At 32.4% G+C, this 15,950-nt stretch carries 16 protein-coding genes; 9 read left to right on the forward strand and 7 right to left on the reverse strand.

What is annotated here, in order from left to right; all coding sequences use genetic code 11:
- The first annotated feature begins 2 nt into the window (after positions 1 to 2).
- The 3 genes from A8975_RS03165 to nqrF are packed head-to-tail and all read left to right on the forward strand — an operon-like array spanning position 3 to position 2,724.
- The gene (locus tag A8975_RS03165; RefSeq protein WP_129759267.1) at positions 3 to 647 is read left to right on the forward strand and encodes an NADH:ubiquinone reductase (Na(+)-transporting) subunit D; all 645 of its coding nucleotides are present in this window, start codon (positions 3 to 5) and stop codon (positions 645 to 647) included.
- Positions 648 to 698: 51 nt separating this feature from the next.
- A complete protein-coding gene (nqrE, locus tag A8975_RS03170) occupies positions 699 to 1,415 on the forward strand; it encodes an NADH:ubiquinone reductase (Na(+)-transporting) subunit E (RefSeq protein WP_129759266.1) in 717 nt (238 codons plus the stop codon).
- A 1-nt stretch (position 1,416) separates the two neighbouring features.
- Positions 1,417 to 2,724 carry an NADH:ubiquinone reductase (Na(+)-transporting) subunit F gene (nqrF, locus tag A8975_RS03175; RefSeq protein ID WP_131505953.1) on the forward strand — a complete coding sequence of 436 codons (1,308 nt, stop codon included), beginning with the start codon at positions 1,417 to 1,419 and terminating at the stop codon, positions 2,722 to 2,724.
- A gap of 49 nt (positions 2,725 to 2,773) precedes the next feature.
- Here the strand turns inward: nqrF and A8975_RS03180 are convergent, their stop codons facing one another.
- The gene (locus A8975_RS03180) at positions 2,774 to 3,148 is read right to left on the reverse strand and encodes a cupin domain-containing protein (RefSeq protein WP_134198645.1); all 375 of its coding nucleotides are present in this window, start codon (positions 3,146 to 3,148) and stop codon (positions 2,774 to 2,776) included.
- 67 nt (positions 3,149 to 3,215) lie between these two features.
- On the opposite strand from A8975_RS03180, the gene A8975_RS03185 reads away from it, so the two are divergent.
- From A8975_RS03185 to A8975_RS03210, 6 genes are all read left to right on the forward strand, one after another.
- Positions 3,216 to 4,085: a DUF4846 domain-containing protein gene (locus A8975_RS03185; RefSeq protein WP_134198646.1), complete on the forward strand. Its 870-nt coding sequence runs from the start codon at positions 3,216 to 3,218 to the stop codon at positions 4,083 to 4,085.
- A 20-nt stretch (positions 4,086 to 4,105) separates the two neighbouring features.
- On the forward strand, positions 4,106 to 4,483 hold the full coding sequence (locus A8975_RS03190; protein ID WP_131505950.1) for a Na(+)-translocating NADH-quinone reductase subunit F: 378 nt from the start codon (positions 4,106 to 4,108) through the stop codon (positions 4,481 to 4,483).
- Positions 4,483 to 5,457, forward strand: a complete 975-nt coding sequence (locus tag A8975_RS03195) for an FAD:protein FMN transferase (protein ID WP_134198647.1) — start codon at positions 4,483 to 4,485, stop codon at positions 5,455 to 5,457. Before A8975_RS03190 ends, A8975_RS03195 begins: the two co-directional genes overlap by 1 nt.
- Positions 5,458 to 5,644: 187 nt before the next feature.
- Positions 5,645 to 7,516: a tetratricopeptide repeat protein gene (locus A8975_RS03200; protein WP_134198648.1), complete on the forward strand. Its 1,872-nt coding sequence runs from the start codon at positions 5,645 to 5,647 to the stop codon at positions 7,514 to 7,516.
- A gap of 2 nt (positions 7,517 to 7,518) precedes the next feature.
- Positions 7,519 to 8,268: a LytR/AlgR family response regulator transcription factor gene (locus A8975_RS03205; protein ID WP_134198649.1), complete on the forward strand. Its 750-nt coding sequence runs from the start codon at positions 7,519 to 7,521 to the stop codon at positions 8,266 to 8,268.
- Positions 8,269 to 8,368: 100 nt separating this feature from the next.
- Entirely contained in the window at positions 8,369 to 10,906 is a 2,538-nt protein-coding gene (locus tag A8975_RS03210) for a T9SS type A sorting domain-containing protein (protein ID WP_134198650.1), read from the forward strand.
- Positions 10,907 to 10,963: 57 nt separating this feature from the next.
- Here the strand turns inward: A8975_RS03210 and A8975_RS03215 are convergent, their stop codons facing one another.
- The 6 genes from A8975_RS03215 to gpmI are packed head-to-tail and all read right to left on the reverse strand — an operon-like array spanning position 10,964 to position 15,705.
- Positions 10,964 to 11,332 carry a DUF423 domain-containing protein gene (locus tag A8975_RS03215; protein ID WP_134198651.1) on the reverse strand — a complete coding sequence of 123 codons (369 nt, stop codon included), beginning with the start codon at positions 11,330 to 11,332 and terminating at the stop codon, positions 10,964 to 10,966.
- Positions 11,333 to 11,340: 8 nt separating this feature from the next.
- A complete protein-coding gene (locus A8975_RS03220; protein ID WP_134198652.1) occupies positions 11,341 to 12,105 on the reverse strand; it encodes a class I SAM-dependent methyltransferase in 765 nt (254 codons plus the stop codon).
- A gap of 5 nt (positions 12,106 to 12,110) precedes the next feature.
- Complete coding sequence (locus A8975_RS03225) at positions 12,111 to 12,893, reverse strand: DUF3050 domain-containing protein (protein WP_134198653.1); 783 nt, start codon at positions 12,891 to 12,893, stop codon at positions 12,111 to 12,113.
- A gap of 9 nt (positions 12,894 to 12,902) precedes the next feature.
- Positions 12,903 to 13,721, reverse strand: coding sequence for a type I methionyl aminopeptidase (gene map / locus A8975_RS03230; protein WP_134198654.1), 819 nt, complete (start codon positions 13,719 to 13,721; stop codon positions 12,903 to 12,905).
- A 1-nt stretch (position 13,722) separates the two neighbouring features.
- On the reverse strand, positions 13,723 to 14,136 hold the full coding sequence (locus tag A8975_RS03235) for a BT0820 family HAD-type phosphatase (protein ID WP_134198655.1): 414 nt from the start codon (positions 14,134 to 14,136) through the stop codon (positions 13,723 to 13,725).
- Between the two features lie 51 nt (positions 14,137 to 14,187).
- On the reverse strand, positions 14,188 to 15,705 hold the full coding sequence (gpmI, locus tag A8975_RS03240) for a 2,3-bisphosphoglycerate-independent phosphoglycerate mutase (RefSeq protein ID WP_134198656.1): 1,518 nt from the start codon (positions 15,703 to 15,705) through the stop codon (positions 14,188 to 14,190).
- Between the last annotated feature and the right edge of the window lie 245 nt (positions 15,706 to 15,950).

Below are 15,950 nucleotides of genomic sequence, written 5' to 3' on the forward strand. Positions count from 1 at the left end.
TTATGGGATTACTTTCAAAAAAAGACGCAAAATTAATAACAGATCCGTTAGCAGATAACAACCCAATTACTATTCAAGTATTAGGTATTTGTTCTGCTCTGGCTATTACAGCACAATTAAAGGCATCTATAGTAATGTCATTGTCTGTATTATTTGTAATGGGAGTAGGTAACGTGGTTATTTCATTAATCCGTAATATTATTCCATCAAAGATTAGAATTATTGTTCAGCTTACAGTTGTAGCAGCATTGGTAATTATTGTTGACCAAGTGTTGAAAGCATATGCGTATTCGTTAAGTAAAGAGCTTTCAGTATTTATTGGATTAATCATTACCAACTGTATCATTATGGGACGTTTTGAGGCTTTCGCTTTAGGTAATGGACCATGGAAATCGTTTTTAGATGGTATTGGTAACGCTTTAGGATATGCTGTAATTCTTGTTATTGTAGGTTTCTTTAGAGAACTGTTAGGTTCTGGTACTTTATTAGGATTTAAAGTATTAGGAGACCCAATTGAAAAAACAGGATTATACGCTATTGGTTATGAAAACAACGGTTTTATGCTATTATCACCAATGGCATTGATAGTTGTAGGTATCATTATTTGGGTACAACGTAGTAGAAACAAAGATTTAATAGAAGACTAAAATTGACTTGTCATTCTGAACTTGATTCAGAATTTCATCAAAATATAGAATATGGAACATTTAGAATTATTTTTCAAATCAATTTTTATAGATAACATGGTATTTGCCACGTTCTTAGGAATGTGTTCTTACCTAGCAGTATCTAAAAAGGTAAGTACTGCAGTTGGTCTTGGAGCAGCTGTAATATTCGTATTAGCAGTAACTGTGCCTGTAAACTGGTTATTGGACCAATACATTTTACAACCAGGAGCATTAACGTGGTTAGGAGCAGAGTATGCTGATTACGATTTAAGCTTCCTGTCATTTATCATGTTCATCGCTACCATTGCAACTATGGTACAATTAGTAGAGATTGTGGTAGAGAAGTTTTCTCCATCATTATATAACTCTCTTGGTATTTTCTTACCACTTATTGCTGTAAACTGTGCAATTCTTGGTGGATCATTATTTATGCAATCAAGAGAAATTGAAAGTATTGGATTAGCGTTTAACTATGGAATTTCCTCAGGAATTGGTTGGTTTTTAGCAATTCTTGCTATTGCAGCTATTCGTGAAAAAATACGTTATTCAAATGTTCCTGCTCCTTTAAGAGGATTAGGAATTACATTCATTATTACTGGTTTAATGGCAATTGGGTTTATGAGTTTTGGAGGAATGTTAACTGGTGGAGATGATGAAGCAACAAAAGAGCCTGAAACTGCACAAGTTGAACAGGTAAAAGAAAAAGAACAAAAATTAGCTGAAAACACGACTACAATAAACGAGTAATATGATATTAGCAGCAGGTACATTAGGAACAATTTTAGCAACCGTAGCGGCCTTTTTAATAGTAACACTACTATTGGTAGGTTTGTTATTATTCGTAAAACAAAAATTATCACCATCAGGTCCAGTGACCATTAAAATTAATGGTGAAAAAGAAATAGAGGTTGCCTCAGGAGGAAGCTTACTTACAACTTTAGGAAGCCAAAAAATATTTTTACCATCAGCTTGTGGTGGAGGTGGTACATGCATTCAATGTGAGTGTCATGTATTATCAGGTGGAGGTGAAGCACTTCCAACTGAAACACCTCACTTTACTCGTAAAGAGTTACAGCATGGAGCACGTTTATCTTGTCAGGTAAAAGTGAAGCAAGACATGGAAATTACAATTCCAGAAGAAGTATTTGGTATCAAGAAATGGGAAGCAGAAGTTGTACGTAACTATAACGTAGCATCTTTTATTAAAGAGTTTGTAGTTCGTATTCCAGAAGATATGAACTATAAAGCAGGTGGATATATTCAAATTGAAATTCCACCATGTGAAGTAAAATATGCAGATATTGATATTACTGCACATCCTGAAGAGCACGAAACACCAGATAAGTTTCAAGCAGAATGGGATAAATTTGGTCTTTGGCCATTAGTAATGAAAAATGACGAAACAGTTGAAAGAGCTTATTCTATGGCTTCTTACCCAGCTGAAGGACGAGATATCATGCTTAACGTTCGTATTGCTACTCCACCATGGGATCGTAATAAAAACGGTTGGATGGATGTAAACCCTGGAGTTGCTTCGTCTTATATCTTTAATCAAAAACCAGGAGATAAAGTAACTATTTCAGGACCTTATGGAGAATTCTTCATCAATGAGTCAGAATCTGAAATGTTATATGTTGGTGGTGGAGCAGGTATGGCACCAATGCGTTCACACTTATATCACTTATTTAAAACCTTAAAGACTGGACGTAAAGTTACGTATTGGTATGGTGGACGTTCTAAACGCGAGTTGTTCTACTTAGAGCACTTTAGAGCTTTAGAAAGAGATTTCCCTAACTTTAAGTTTTACTTAGCTTTATCTGAACCATTAGAAGAAGATAACTGGAAAGTAAAAGAAAATATTGATGCACCAGGAGACGGATTTGTAGGATTCATTCACAACTGTGTTATTGATAACTACTTAAGTCATCACGATGCACCAGAAGATATAGAGTTATATTTCTGTGGACCTCCATTAATGAACAAAGCAGTTCAAAAAATGGGAGAGGATTTTGGTATCCCAGATGAGCACATTAGATTTGATGACTTTGGAGGTTAATAAACCTTCTGAATTAAATAAAAAAAACCAGCATCAATTGCTGGTTTTTTTATTTGTATTCCATTATTAAAAATACAGCTGTACTGTCACCAATATTTAAAACTTCGTGAGTAGTTATGCTGTCTTTTTTAAAGCTATATCCTGAGGGTACATTCACTTCGCGAGTACCTTTGTAATCGGTAATTCTAAATTTACTGCCTTTTAAGGTATAACCAAAATGAGGATTATGATAATGTTTTTCATGTCCAACTCCTGGAGCAAAAGTACATTTTAATACTCTTAGCTTTGGGTTGTTTTCAATAACTTCACAAACAGCTTTTCCTTTCCAACCAGCTTCCAAAGGATCAGGTAAGTTTTGTTGTTTTTCTTTACAAGAAAGAATCAATACTTGAGACAGTAATAAAATTTGAGTTAATCGTTTCATCTGTTAAGAAAGATGCACAATTTAAAGTTTTACATACCAAAATAAAGATAAACAGCGTTATTTCAATATGAAAAAAATACTACTTGTCATTTTAGCTTTAGTGGTTGTTGGAGCTTTTGCGTATCAGTTTAAGCCAGTGAAAAAATCAGTAGAGATTATTTCATCAGCTATAAAAACTCCAGATTTAGTCAATAAGGATAGTTTAACAATTCAATCTAGAGTAAATATACCTAAAGGTTTTAAGCGTGTTGAGTATGCCAAAGGGAGTTTTCAAGAGTATTTGAGAAATTATGAATTGAAACCTTTTGGTAGTAAGATTATTAATTATGACGATTCTCAATATTTTTGGCAAAGTGGACATGTTGGAGTGCTAGAAATACCTGTTCCAAAAAACGGATTGCAACAATGTGCTGATGCTTTAATTAGAGTAAGAAGTGAGTATCTTTGGGACAATAACCGAAAAGATGAAATTGGGTTTAATTTTACTTCTGGGCATTATTGCTCATGGTTAAAATACGCTGAAGGTTATAGACCAAAGATAAATGGTAACAAAGTAAGTTTTCATAAAACAGCTGCTAAAGACCATTCTAAAACAAATTTTTATAAGTACTTAAATCTTATTTATACCTATTCAGGAACTTTATCGCTTTACAATGAGCTTCCAAAGATTAATGACGTAAGTAAGCTTCAAATTGGAGATATGCTCATTAAAGGTGGTGCGCCAGGACATATAGCTATTATCTGTGATGAAATAGTAAACGAAACAGGAGACAAGTTGTTTTTGCTTTTTCAAGGAAATACACCAGCGCAAAGCGTTCATTTGGTAAAAAACTTAGAAGATAGTACTATTTCACCTTGGTATAAACTGGAAAAAGACGCTGTGATTCCTGTCTCTAACTATACATTTTACGATTCAAAATTTGTGAGGTTTAAATAGCAAGTTCGTATCTTTGTGTTATGAGTAAACCACTTACCAAACAAGAACTTCATAATTTGGCAATGAACCATGTTGGCAAAGATTTAGAGCAACGTGGCTTTGAGTTTGTTGCTATAAATAGCAAATTAAAAAAGCATCCACAGTTTGTGTGTATTGATAAAAACAGTCAATACTATTTTGTGATTGTAAGAGCTGTAATGTTGCCAGAAAACCCGAATAACTATGACATTGTTTGGATGGAAACTTTTAAAAAACACGCAGCAGATAAGGATGCCAAAGTACTTTATGCTGGAGTTGGTTTAGGAAATCCAAATGGTGAAGATTTACCAATATATTTTAACGAAGAATATCTTATAGAGTATAATGGTATTCAGGTGATTGAAACACATCTTAACTAATGAAACAAGTTTTAATTTTTTTACTGATTGCATCAGTTTTTTTTACATGTAAAAAAGGACCTTCAAACACTAAATTATCAGGTGATGTATTTGGTACTAGTTACTCAGTTATTTATGATAAAGACGTTGACTATACCAAGTCATTTGATAGTCTTTTTGCGGTAATTAATACCTCATTATCCACCTATATTCCAGATTCTGATATTTCTAAAATAAACCGAAACGAGAGCAATTCTATTGACGACCATTTTATAACCGTTTTTAATGCATCTAAAGTTATTTTTAACAATACTCAAGGCGCTTTTGACCCAACCATAGGAGTTGTTGTAAACGCATGGGATTTTGGCCCGCAAGGAAAAATAGTTGCTCTAGATAGTTTAAAAATTGATAGCCTTATGCAATATGTTGGTTTTGATAAAGTGAATAGAGTTGATAATAAGATTTTGAAACTGAAAGGTGCATTTATAGATTTTAATGCTATAGCAAAAGGTTATGGAGTAGATGTTATTGCTAATTTTTTAGAACAGAAAAAAGTTGATAATTATCTAGTTGAAATAGGAGGTGAGATAAGGAGTAAGGGTGTAAATGCTGAAAAGGATAGCAATTGGAAAGTTGGCTTAGATCAACCCAGATTTGATGGTGAACAGTCTATTCTAAAGGCGATAAGTATTAAAGATGAAGCTATGGCAACTTCTGGTACCTATAGAAAATTTAAAGTTGATGAAAATGGTAATAGATATGCTCATATTATTGATACAAAAACAGGTTATCCATCTAAAACTAATGTGTTAAGTGTGTCAGTTATTGCAAAAGATTGTATGACAGCTGATGCTTATGCAACAGCTTTTCAAGCTATGGGAATTGAGGGTGTAAAAGACTTTCTTCAATCACATCCTGAATTAAAAGCATTTTTAATTTTTGAAAATGATAAAAACGAGTTTGAAACTTTAAATCTAAATGGTTTTCCTGAATAATGTGTGATCAAAGAAAAATACTTGTGTCTTATAATTGCTATTAACAACTATTAATATAGTTAAGCCTTACCTTTTGTTCGTTTTTAGGTACGGCTTTTTTGGTTCCAGAAATCCAAAAAGGCTTTTTAGAAATATTTTACATCTGTTTAAATAGAAATTACCATCTTGCATATATTAGAGCCTAATTATGCAAAAACAACTTTTCTTTTTATTAAGTCTGCTATTTTTTTCGACAATAACTGCTCAAGAAAAAAATTACCAATTAGATAGTTTATTACAAAAACTAGAAACAACTAAACAAAAAGATACTTTAAGAATTAACAACCTTTTAGCGTTATCAAATTACCATTTTTTAAAAGATATTGAAAAATCTGAACCTTACATAAAAGAAGCAATAAACATATCTAAATCATTAAATGATTTATTAAGAACAAGTAGTTTAAAAACAGAATTAGCCAGAGTTTATGTTACTCGAGGTTTGTTTAAAGAAGCGCTTACTCATAGTTTAGAAGCTGTTGCCATTCTTGATAGTATCAATGCTAATCCAAAACAAAAAATACAAGCCCAAAATATACTTTCTACGGTTTATAGAGGCTATGGTAATAACGAAAAGTCTTTAGAAACAGCCTTGAAAGTAGTTGAATTATCTAAGCAACTTCCTTTAGATGATAAAACGGTACGATATTATTACAATTTAGGGCAAACTTACACGCAATTAAAAGATTTTAAAAACGCTGAAAAAAGCACACTAAAAGCTCTTGAAATTGCTAAACAAATAAAAAATAATCACCTAGAAATGATAATGACATCTGTTTTGGGTGACTATTATAAAAATGTAGGTGAATATGATAAAGCAATAACAATTTTAAAATCATCAATACCATATTACGAGAGTAAAAAACAAGACCGAAATTTAGCGTCATCATATAGAATTTTAGGAGAATCCGAATCATTAAAAGGAAATTATAAAGCCGCTATACCTTATTATGAAAAGGCATTAGAAATTTTTGACCGTACAGGTAATTTGCACTATGCTAAAATTACAAATCAAAATTTGTTTATTGCATACAGTATTGCAAATAATAGAGAAAAAGCAAAATTAGCGCAACAACGTTATAATGTTTTAAAAGATTCTTTAGATTCAAAAGAGCGAAAAGAGTTATTAGTAGATATGCAAACCAAATACGAAACCGATAAGATTAAATCTGAAAAAGATATAGCTGAAAAACAACTTCAAATCTCTAATTTAGAAAGTAGTAAAAATCGAAATTTATTTATTGGCTCTTCTATTATTGCTGCTTTAATTTTACTATCATCATTAATTTATTACAGCCGATTTAAGGCTAAAAAACAAGCCGAAATAATCACCTTAGAATTAAAAGAAACACAAAAGCGATTAGCGTTAGAAAAACAATATAAAGATAGTGAATTAAAAGCGTTAAAAGCACAAATGAATCCGCATTTTATATTCAATGCATTAAACTCTATTCAAGATTATATTGTGTTAAATCAAAAGAATTTAGCAAGCGATTATTTAGGGAAATTTGCCGATTTAATTCGTAATTATCTTCATTTTAGTGATACAGGATTTATCTCAATTCCAGAAGAAGTTCATAACCTAAAACTGTATTTAGAGTTAGAAAAACTTCGGTTTGAAGATGCTTTAGACTATCAAGTTACTGTTGATGATAACGCAAATTCCGAAGTTATTAAAATACCAACAATGCTTGTTCAGCCTTATGTTGAAAATGCCTTAAAACACGGATTGTTACATAAAAAGGATAACCGAGAATTAAGTATTTCTATTTCTAAACCTTCAGAAAACATAATACAATGTATTGTAGAAGATAATGGCATTGGAAGAGAAAAATCCAAAGCTATAAATCAAAAGCGTCAACATCAGCATAAATCATTTGCATTAAAAGCAACTACTGAGCGTTTAGATTTGCTCAACTACGGTAAAGAACAAAAAATAGGTGTAGAGATTTTAGATTTAAAACAAGGTGATGAAGCTACAGGAACCAAAGTGATTTTAAACATACCAATAGTAAATAAATAATTATGAAAGCTTTAATTATAGACGACGAAAAAAAAGCAAGACAAGTACTGCAAATATTGGTAGAAGAAAATTGCCCAAAAATAACCACAATTTTACAAGCCGATAATTTAATGTTTGGCGTAGAATTAATAAAGCAAGAAGCACCAAATATTGTGTTTTTAGATATAGAAATGCCTGAGCATTCTGGACTAGAAATTTTAAATTTTATAGAAAAGGAAGTTCATAATTTCGAGATTATTTTTACCACAGCTTATAGTGAATATGCTATACAAGCCTTCCAGTTATCTGCAATAGATTATTTATTAAAACCTGTAAGACCAAGTCAGGTAAAGGATGCAGTAGACAAGGCCATTAAATTTTTAGGCAATTCGCAAATCAATAAACGCTTAACAGAATTAAAGAGTAGTTTAGAAGATGCTAATTTTAAAAAGATAGGACTGCCAAACAGTAACGGTATAAAGTTTGTAAACTTTACAGACATTATTATGCTAGAAGCAGATGGCATGTATACCAATGTTACCACACTCTCAGATGGTGATATTTTAGTAAGTAAGCCGTTAAAGTTCTTTGTAGACTTACTTCAAAATATAAAAATGTTTTATCGTCCGCATCGTTCATTTTTAATCAATCTAGCATTCATAAAAGAGTATATTAAAAAAGATGGCGGTTATATTATTATGGAAAATGATAAATCAGTCTCAATTTCTAACGATAAAAAAGAAGAGTTTTTAACCATAGTACAAAGTATCTAAGCTTTAAAAGTCGAAAAGCCCGTTTCAGAAACTTGTCTTTAAATTTATATACATTTAAGGGCATTTTTGTTTTCATAATAACCTTAAAAACCAAACTATTATGAAAACCAAATTACTTGTATTATTCTTTCTTACTGGCTATTTTTTTGCGAATGCACAATGGAGCCAGGTAGGAAGCCCACAGTTTACAAATTTTACAGATAATGTTGCTTTATCATTTCATCCAATAGATGGAAGCCCATATGTTATTTACAATGATGTAACAGATGGTAATAAACCAAAAGTGATGAGATATAATGGTGTGTCTTGGGTTGCTGTTGGAGCTACATTATCCAATATGGCATCTGCTAACCATGCTATTAAATTCAATCCAGTAACAAACGAACCTTGGGTAGCTTACAGAAGAACAGCAGACGACCAGATGGATGTCTATAGTTTTGATGGTGTAAGCTGGGTTGCTAGAGGTGTTAATCTTAATTATGGCTTTACAGATAACCCATTTCAAATTCAATTTAACTCGAGTGGAGATGTAAGAGTAGCAGGAAAAATAACCAGCAAAAAGTTAAGAATTATTCAATTTCCTGGTGGTACATTATCTGGTTCTGCATTAGAAGAAGTTTTAATTAATTCACCTCAATATGTTTTAGACCACAGCTACGATTACGTTAATTATAACGATTACTTTGTTGCTTATGCAGGTACAGATAACTCTAGTGTTGTTGGAAGAAAACCTGTAGGTAGTAGCAGTAATGTTACTAGTTTTGATATGTATGCATATATAGGTGGAAGAACATTACGTAACATTTCAGGAATCAATAATAAGACATTAGCAGCAGCTTATAGAATGAATGGAACTGTTGAAGAGATTTTGATATTTCAAAACACGTCATTAGTTAGTTATTACAATACCACCAAAAATGTGCTTAAGTTTAGAGAGAATTTAACTAACAATAAAAATTATTTAATGTACTCTGACGTTTCAGAAAATTTATCTTTTAGTATCATAAATGATAATGGTACAATTAGTAACTCGTTACCAACACCAGGTGTTTCTGCCTCAAGCGCAAGTTTTTTTGCAGAGATGGAAATGAATCCTGTTACAGGTAACATGTTTATAGCATATATGGACTCTGGAAAGTTATCAGTACAAGAATTTACACCTGCACCAACCTTATCAAGAATATATGTAAATGCTAATGCTGCTGGAGGAAATGGTAATGGTGATTCTTGGGCAAATGCAACAACAGATTTACAAACAGCAATTCAATCTGCTGGAACAACTACTTCAGAAATTTGGGTAGCTTCTGGAACTTATAAACCAGGAAGCAGTAGAAACGATTCATTTGATATCGATATAGATGGACTTCATATTTATGGTGGTTTTAATGGTACAGAATCTTCAATTTCAGAACGCGATATATTAGCAAATCCAACCATATTATCTGGCGATTTAAATGGAGATGATGCTGGGCATGGTACAGGAACAAGAGGAGACAATTCGTATCACGTAATGCAAGTGTTAAATGCCGATAATGCTGTGATTGATGGATTTAAAATTATGTATGGTCATGCCAATGGATCTGGTACAAATGGTTACGGTGGTGCTATTAATATTGGAGGTCAAACATCCAATTTAAAAATTTACAATTGTGAGTTTGATGAAAACTTTGGATTAACTGGAGGCGCAGTACGCTCATATTTGAATAATGATACTAGTATGACATTTCAAAACTGTATATTTAATAACAATTTGAGTCGCTACGGTTCTGGTTTGTATTTTCTTGTAAATGCAAATAGAACAGTTACATTAGATATGGTTAATTGCTTGTTTACTAATAATGCTTCTTATAATGTTAGTGGTTCAGCTTTAGGTTATACGGGAAGTTCAGCTTGGATAAGAGCAAATGATACAGGAGCTAACCTAACAACCACTATCACCAATTGTACTTTCGCAAATAATGAAGATATTGGAACATACTCGAGTTCTCTTAAAGGTACTTTAGCATTAAGTAGAAGGTTAGACGGAAATAGTACACACAATGCAACTATAAACAATTCAGTATTTTATTTCAATGATCAAGGTTCATCAGGAGTTGTTGGACTTTCAGTAAATCCAGGACATGTTTCTTATCCAAATACGGTTTTTGTAAATAATTCTATTAGTGAAGATAATTTTAACAACTTATCATTCTTGACCAATACATCAAATGCAGACCCATTATTTACTAACGCTATTAACAACGATTTTACTTTACAAGCTAGTTCGCCTGGAATAGATTCAGGAGATAACAGTTTAGTGCCATCTGGTATTACAGCAGATTTATTATTTAATCAACGTATACATAATACAACTGTAGATATGGGAGCTTATGAATTTGGCGCTAGTTCTACGTTATCTGTGGAAGATTTCCGTTTATCAAATGATTTAATTAAAGTATATCCAAATCCAACAAATGGTATTTTAAATATAAAAACCAATTCAACTATTAAATCTATACAAGTTTATAATGTTTTAGGAACGAAAGTAAAAACAACTAAATTATCAAGTGTAAACCTTTCTGGTTTGTCTAATGGATTCTATTTAGTAAAAGTTAATACGGAAACAGGAAGCGCAACAAAACGCATTATTAAAAGATAGCAACAAATAACACTGAAAGATTAAAAGAGGAAAGTCTATTTAAAGGCTTTCCTTTTTTTATAGAGCTTGTATAATAATCATCAACCAACCAGCAACAAAAAGTAAACCTCCAATAGGCGTAATTGGTCCTAGAAAACGTAATTTCTTTCCTTTGGCATCACTTAAAATTAAGCCATAGATACTAAAAGAAAAAAGGACAATACCTAAAGTAAAACACCAATACATTGCTGATGTAGAGAACTCTTGATTAAAACCAAGTATTAACAAAACAATAGCATGATACATTTGATATTTTACGCCAGTTTCAAAACTTTTAAGTTGATCTTCAGATAGTGTTTTCTTTAAAGCATGTGCACCAAACGCACCAAATATTATGGCTAATATTCCGAATAATGCACCTGTAATTATAAATGCTTGTTGTGTCATATTAAGAGTTATTTGTAAACAACCGGAATAATTTCACCTTTTGCTAAACAGTATTTATGTATGTCAGCATCAGATAACGATGCGGTGTAATCTACTTCTTCAACTTTAAAACCAATACGTCTTAATTTGTCAAAATAATCACGACCATAAATACGCACATGATCATATTGACCAAAAATTTTAGCACGTTCTTTTTTATCAGTGATGCTATCGTCTTCAAACGTAGTTTCACGGTTTAAATCCTGCGGAATTTGAAAAACACCAAAACCACCAGGTTTCATAACGCGATACAATTCCTGCATTGCTTTAGTATCATCAGGAATATGCTCTAAAACATGATTGCAAAAAATAACATCATAGCTGTTATCTGCAAACGGAAGGTTGCAAATATCAGCTTTCACATCAGCAATAGGTGATAGTAAATCTGTGGTTGTATAATCTATATTTTTTAATGCTTTAAAACGTTTTAAAAAACACTGTTCTGGAGCAAAATGGAGCACTTTGTTTTTTGCTGAAAAGAAATCAGTTTCATTTTTTAAATACAACCACAACAACCTGTGACGCTCTAAACTTAAGGTTGAAGGTGACAAAACATTGTTGCGTTGTGTGCCATAACCATAAGGTAAAAAGGTTTTAAAGCTTTTACCATCAATAGGATCAGTGTGGTTTTCTCCTTTTAAAAATGTTGCTATAACAGGACGTACTAAATAACTAAACCTGATTAATAACGGTCTAGGTATGAGGTTTAGTAGTATTTTAAAAAGCTTTTTCAAACAGTTTAAGCTAATATGGTTTTGTTAGAAAGTATATTTTCATAAATGCCATCCCAAAGCGCAATACGTTGTTTTAATGCATCTTTAGCCACTTGTAATACATCTTGCCATTTTTGGTCGTCATTACCACAAAGTTCTTCTATCATTTTTAATGATAAAGGTCCGTGCTCGTCTCCATCAAGCTCTATATGTCTGTTAAGATAATAGGTTAACTTGCTGTAAGAATTATCATTGGTTTGTGACTGATTGATAATTTGAAAAAACATATCAGGAATCACATCTTCACGACCAAATGTAAATGCCGAAGCTATTTTGTGAGGTTCATTTGTGCTGATAATTTCAAACGTATAGTTGATAAAATTTTCGGTAGCAGTATCTAAATTACAGTTTTTAATAGCATCTTCAAGCGAATCGCCATTATTTAAAAACTGTACTAATTGATGCATTTGAGATGTGTTAGCACCTATTTGATTCATGGCGTCTAGATACATTTCGTAATGACTTTTAGGAGCTCCTAGTTCGTTAACATCACTTTCTTCTCCTAAAACAATTTCATTGATAAAACGTGCAGTTGCAGGGTTTTTTGCAGGTAACCAAGGTAACGATGTTGTTGTTAAATGGTTTTGTAGCGCTTTTAAAAGTGACATAAAATCCCAAACAGCAAATACGTGCTGTTCCATGAAAATTTTAATATCATCAGGTGTTGAAAGTGCTTTGTATAGGTCGTGATTATTTAAGGAGTCTCTTAATGATTTAAGTTCCTTTTCAATAAACTCAATGGTGTTCATAATGAGAAATTAAAGAATTAAAGCTTGTTGTCTAAACTCATTTTCTTCGTCAGACGTAATGCCTAATGCTTCATAAACATAAGCAAAGGTTGACAGTATTTCTGGTTTGCCATCAACTAGAGCTACGTCGTGTTCAAAATGTACACTAGGCTTTCCGTCAAGCGTTACAATTGTCCAACCATCTTTAAGTTGTTTTACACGATGTGTGCCACCATTAATCATTGGTTCAATGGCTACAACCATACCTTCTATAAACTTTTTTCCTCTACCACGTCTACCGTAATTTGGCATTTCAGGGTCTTCGTGCATTTTACGTCCAAGTCCATGCCCTACCAATTCACGCACTACACCATAACCTTGAGCTTCGCAATGGTTTTGAATGGCATAACCTACATCGCCAACACGGTTTCCAGATTTGAATTCTCTAATACCAACGTAAAGCGATTCTTTTGTAACTTCTATAAGTTTTTTAGTTTCAGGGTCAACTTCGCCAACTTCAAAAGTGTAAGCATGGTCACCATAAAACTCGTTCATTAATGCACCACAGTCTATAGAAACTATATCGCCATCTTCTAGTGGTCTGTCTGTAGGTAAACCATGAACAACAGCTTCGTTTACACTACAAAGTAATGTAGATGGGCAGTCGTAAAGACCTTTAAAACCAGGTAATGCACCTTGAGCTCTTATAAAATCTTCTGCAAGTTTGTCTAATTGATTTGTGGTAACACCTGCTTTTACTTCTTTAGCAAGCATACCAAGTGTTTTTGATACCACCAAAGCACTTTGGCGCATCAATTCTATTTCTTCTTTTGTTTTTACTATAATCATCTTATTTTCTTAAAAATGAAAACAAACCTTTTTTCTTTTGGTTTGATTTCATGTTTGGAGTTTCGTTGGTTATCAACTGATATACTTCTCCCCAACCTAAAACACCTCCAATGTTTCTGTCGTCAATAAAAATGTCAGCATATATTTTTCGACTCTTTGAATAGTCAAATTTTTCTTCAGGAAAGCTCTTGTTTACAGCATAAAACTGTATGCCTTTATCTTCACAAAATTTTACTGCTTCGTTTAATTTTGATCCACTTCTATAGGTCCATAATATTAAGCGATGACCATCATCTTGAAGTCGTTTTAAGGTTTCAAACGCAAAAATTCTAGGTTTTCCTATTTTAGGATAACCGTCTTCAACGATTGTACCATCAAAATCTACAGCTATAATTAACTTATCCTGAAAATTCATCTTTCATTTTTTAACGTTGCAAAAATACATAAAATAATGGCATTGACTTAATTATACCAATGGATGTTGTGTCATGGCTTTTGGCTGCTCAACACCCATTAATTTTAATATTGTTGGAGCAATATCTCCTAAAATACCATCTTTAATTTTTGTTTTATCGTTGTCAATTAAAATTACTGGAACAGGGTTTGTAGTATGTGACGTGTTTGGTGAACCATCAGGATTTATCATGGTTTCACAATTACCATGGTCTGCAATTAATAATGTAGTATAATTGTTTTTTAATGCAGATGTAATCACATCTTCCACGCATTTATCTACAGCTTCACAGGCTTGTATTGCAGCTTCCATAACTCCAGTATGTCCTACCATATCACCATTTGCAAAATTGAGACATACAAAATCTACTTCGCCTTTATCAAGTTCTGGTATTAAAGCATCTCTTAGTTCGTAGGCACTCATTTCAGGTTTTAAATCGTAAGTCGCTACTTTAGGAGAGTTGCGAAGTATTCTAGTTTCACCTTCAAAAGGAGTTTCTCTTCCGCCTGAAAAGAAGAATGTTACATGAGGATACTTTTCGGTTTCAGCCATTCTAATTTGAGTTTTATGGTTCTTTTCAAGAATTTCTCCCAAGGTTTCAGTAAGGTTGTCTTTGTCAAAAACAACATTAATTCCTTTAAATGAATCGTCATAATTGGTCATTGTTACATAATGTAAATCCAATTTATGCATGTTTTGTTCATGAAAATCCTTTTGAGATAAGGCTTCAGTAAGTTGACGTCCTCTATCTGTTCTAAAATTGAAGAAGACAACCACATCACCTTCTTTAATTTTTGCTACTGGCTCATTATTAGTATCAAGATTAATAATTGGTTTTATAAATTCGTCAGTAACATTATTGTCATAACTGTTATCGATAGATTTTAAAATATTTGTTGATGTTTCTCCTATACCATTAACTAAAGCATCATAAGCTAGTTTAACGCGTTCCCAGCGTTTGTCTCTATCCATAGCATAGTAACGACCAGTAACTGTTGCAAGTTGGGTGTTTGTGTTTTTTATATGTGACAGTAACGATGTGATAAATCCGTAACCAGATTTTGGATCAACGTCTCTACCATCAGTAAATGCATGGACATAAGATTGCTGAACACCAAATTCTTGGGCTGCATCAATTAACCCAAACAAGTGATTAATGTGTGAGTGAACACCACCATCGCTTACCAAGCCTAAAAAATGAACAGGCTTGTTATTGCTTTTAGCATAATTAAAGGCATTAACCAAAGCAGCTTCTTTACCTAATGTTTTATCTTTAACAGCAAGATTTATTTTAACCAAGTCTTGGTAAACAATTCGTCCTGCACCAAGATTCATGTGTCCAACTTCGCTATTTCCCATTTGACCTTCTGGTAAACCTACATGTAAACCGTCAGTTCTAAGGCTAGCATGAGAGTAATTGTGGTATAGTGAATCTATATAAGGCGTTTTTGCATTGTCAATTGCTGAAACTTTAGGGTCAGGAGATGTTCCCCAACCATCAAGAATCATAAGAATAACTTTTTTGTTCATAGTGGAATGGCTTTAAGCTTCAAAGATAAAAGTTTAAAGTAGTAACCTTAAATTTTAAGTACCAAAAAAATGAATTTAAAGATTTATTATATGATTAACGACTTATTGTTAACCATTTTTTTCAATTTAATAAAGCCTTAACATATTTGTTTGTAAAGCGTTAAATAAATGTTATTTATAATTTTTATGTGTAACAGAACGAGAAATATGTCGTCTCTTTAGTATAATCAAAAAACAATCAATTA

The organism is Meridianimaribacter flavus (assembly GCF_004366715.1).
In the GTDB taxonomy this organism is placed as follows: Bacteria; Bacteroidota; Bacteroidia; order Flavobacteriales; family Flavobacteriaceae; genus Gaetbulibacter_B; species Gaetbulibacter_B jejuensis.